Raw genomic sequence first — 3,789 nt, forward strand, 5'->3', positions numbered from 1 at the left:
ACGGTGAGGACGAACTTGCGGTCCGGTCTGCGGGGTTGTCCGTCCGCCGGTTGGAGCGGGCGCCGCTGGCGGGCCGTCCGGCGGTGCGTGACTGGGAGCCCGGCGGCACTGTGCTGATCACGGGTGCCACCGGCGCGCTCGGCCGTCACCTCGCCCGGCGACTGGCCGCCGACGGTGCCGAACACCTGCTGCTGCTGAGCCGGAGCGGTCGTGCCGCACCCGGCGCCGAGGCGTTCGAAGCGGAGCTCACGGGGCTCGGCGCGAAGGTCACCGTGGCCGCCTGTGACGTGGCCGACCGGGATGCGGTCGCCGAGGTGGTGGCCGCGCTGCCGGCGGAGCACCCGCTCACCGCCGTGTTCCACACGGCCGCCCTGCTCGACGACGCCCTGATCGGTGACCTGACCGCCCATCAGATGGAGCACGTGCTCCGCGTCAAGGTCGGCGGTGCCCGGGTGCTGCACGAGCTGACCGCAGGCCTGGACCTCTCCGCCTTCGTCCTGTTCTCCTCGATCGCCGGGACGTGCGGCCTGGCCGGTCACGCCAACTACGCACCGGGCAACGCCTATCTGGACGCACTGGCCCACCAGCGGCGGGCGGACGGCCTGCCCGCCACCGCGATCGCCTGGGGCCACTGGGACGGCGGCGGCATCGCCGCACCCGCCATCGAGGAGCAGATCCGGCGACGCGGTGTGCTGACCTTCCGGCCGGAGTTGGCGCTGGACGCGCTCGCGGGGATCCTCGACCACGACGAGACCGCGGTCGCCGTCTTCAGCACCCGCTGGGACGGTACCGGGCTCGGCGCGGGCGCCAGGCCGGTCCCGCTGCTGAGTGACCTGCTCGCCGCCGACCGCCCGGTGGCCGGTCCGGAGCGGACACCCGCGACCTCCGCCGAGGAGTCCCCGGACCTGGCCCGCCGCCTGGCCGGACGCTCCGCCGAGGAGCAGCGGAAGGCCCTGCTGGACACCGTCCGCCAGGTGGTCGCCTCCGTCCTGCGGCACTCCTCCGACGACACCGTCCCGCCGAGCCGCGCCTTCAAGGAGCTCGGCTTCGACTCGCTCACCGCCGTCGAACTGCGCAACCGCCTGCGGATCGCGACCGGCCTGCGGCTGACCGCCACCCTGATCTACGACCATCCGACCCCGGCGGCGCTCGCCGACCACCTGCACGCGGAACTCTTCGGGCACCAGCCGGCCTTCCCGGCCGCCCGTCCGGTGACGGCCGGGTCCGACGAGCCCGTCGTGATCGTCGGGATGAGCTGCCGGTACCCCGGTGGCGTGCGCTCGCCGGAGGATCTGTGGCGGCTGCTCGACGCGGGGACGGACGCGATCTCCGCGCTGCCCGCGGACCGCGGCTGGGACGTCGAGGGCCTGTACGACGCCGACCCCGACGCGTCCGGGCGGTCCTACGTCCGGGCCGGCGGATTCCTGGACGCCGCAACCGAGTTCGACGCGGGGTTCTTCGGGATCTCGCCGCGGGAGGCGCTGGCGATGGACCCGCAGCAGCGGTTGCTGCTGGAGACCTCGTGGGAGGCCTTCGAACGGGCGGGGATCGACCCCGATTCGGCCCGGGGCAGCAGGACCGGCGTTTTCGCGGGCCTCAGCATGCAGGACTACACGACCCTGCTGCGAGAGGCGTCGACCGAGGTCGAGGGCTACGCGGTGACGGGCAGCGCGGGCAGCGTGCTGTCCGGCCGGGTCTCGTACGCGTTGGGGTTGGAGGGGCCGGCGGTGACGGTGGACACGGCGTGTTCGTCGTCGTTGGTGGCGTTGCACCTGGCGGTGCAGTCGTTGCGGTCGGGTGAGTGCGACCTGGCGTTGGCCGGTGGGGTGACGGTGATGTCGACTCCGGGGATGTTCGTGGAGTTCTCGCGGCAGCGGGGGTTGTCGAGGGACGGTCGGTGCCGTTCCTTCTCGGTGGATGCCGAGGGGTTCGGTATGGCCGAGGGTGTCGGGGTGCTGTTGGTGGAGCGGCTGTCGGACGCGCGGCGGTTGGGGCATCCGGTGCTGGCGGTGGTGCGGGGCAGTGCGGTGAACCAGGACGGTGCGTCGAACGGTCTGACGGCGCCGAACGGTCCTTCGCAGCAGCGGGTGATCCGGCAGGCGCTGGCGAACGCCGGACTGTCCGCGCGGGATGTGGACGTGGTGGAGGCCCACGGTACGGGCACCACCCTGGGTGACCCGATCGAGGCGCAGGCCCTGCTGGCCACCTACGGTCAGGACCGCGCCGGGGGAGCACCGCTCTGGCTGGGCTCGGTGAAGTCGAACATCGGGCACACCCAGGCGGCTGCCGGGGTGGCGGGTGTGATCAAGATGGTGTCGGCGATGCGGGCGGGTGTGCTGCCGAGGACGCTGCACGCCGAGCAGCCCTCGCCGCACATCGACTGGTCCTCGGGCGCGGTGGAGTTGCTGACGGAGGCCCGGGAGTGGGGCTCGTCGGTGGAGCGGCCGCGTCGGGCGGCTGTCTCCTCCTTCGGGATCAGCGGGACCAATGCGCATGTGGTGCTGGAGCAGGCACCGCTGGAGGAGCCGTCGGCCACGTCGTCGGGGCCGGGGGTGGTGCCGCTGGTCGTGTCCGCGCGGGGCGGGTCGGCGTTGCGGGCGCAGGGCGCGCGGGTGGCCGACTGGTGGGAGGCACGGGACGGCCTCGGTGTGCCGGACGTGGCCTACTCGCTGGCCTCGGGGCGTGCGCGGCTGGAACGCCGGGCCGTCGTCGTCGCGGAGGACCGGGCCAAGGCGCTGCTCGGTCTGCGCGCCGTGGGCGGGGCCTCGCCGGCAGCGGGGGTCGTTGAGGGCGCGGCCGACCTGCCGCATGACGCGGGGGTGGTGTTCGTCTTCCCGGGTCAGGGAGCGCAGTGGGTAGGCATGGGCCGGGAGTTGCTGGATTCCTCGCCGGTGTTCGCGGCGCGGTTGGCGGAGTGCGCGGAGGCGTTGCGGCCGTTCGTCGGTTGGGATCTGCTCGATGTGGTGCGGGGCGTGCCCGGCGCGCCGTCGCTGGACCGGGTGGATGTGGTGCAGCCGGTGTCCTTCGCGGTGATGGTCGCACTGGCCGAGCTGTGGCGTTCCTACGGTGTCGAGCCGTCGGCGGTCGTCGGCCATTCACAGGGGGAGATCGCGGCCGCCTGTGTGGCGGGCGCGCTCTCCTTGGTGGACGCGGCGCGGATCGTGGCCTTGCGCAGCCAGGTGATCGCGGACGCACTCGCGGGTCGGGGCGGGATGGTGTCGCTGGCGTTGAGCCCTTTCGAGGCGGGGGAGTTGGTGGCTGCCGCGGAGGGCCGGTTGTCGGTGGCGGCGGTGAACGGACCCGGCTCGGTGGTGGTGTCGGGGGAGCCGGCGGCGCTGGACGGGCTGCTGGCGGACTGTGAGGCGCGGGGGGTGCGGGCGCGTCGGATCCCGGTCGACTACGCCTCGCACTCCGTGCAGGTCGAGACCGTCCGGGGCCGACTGCTCGACGTCCTGGGCGAGGTCGCCGCCCGGTCGGCGGAGGTGCCGTTCTACTCGTCGGTGACCGGCGGCCGGGTGGACACGGCGATGCTGGACGCGGAGTACTGGTACCGGAACCTGCGGGAACCGGTGGCGTTCGCGGCGGCCGTGCGGGCCTGTGCGGCCGACGAGTTCCGGGCGTTCGTCGAGAGCAGTGCGCACCCGGTGCTGAGCCCGGCCGTCGAGGAGACGTTGGAGGAGCACGGCGGAGAAGTCGTGGTGGTCGGGTCGTTGCGGCGGAACGAGGGCGGGCTTGGGCGTTTCCTCGCGTCGGTGGCCGAGGTGTGGGTGCGTGGTGTGCCGGTGGACT

1 protein-coding gene is annotated in these 3,789 nt (G+C 73.6%); it reads left to right on the top strand.

Annotated features, from left to right (window positions below; genetic code table 11):
• Nucleotides 1–3,789: type I polyketide synthase (locus ABT263_RS38525; protein ID WP_352298559.1), on the top strand; the 3,789-nt coding region annotated here is incomplete at both ends.

Origin of the sequence: Kitasatospora sp. NPDC001603 (assembly GCF_040298365.1) — a bacterium.
Lineage (GTDB): Bacteria > Actinomycetota > Actinomycetes > Streptomycetales > Streptomycetaceae > Kitasatospora.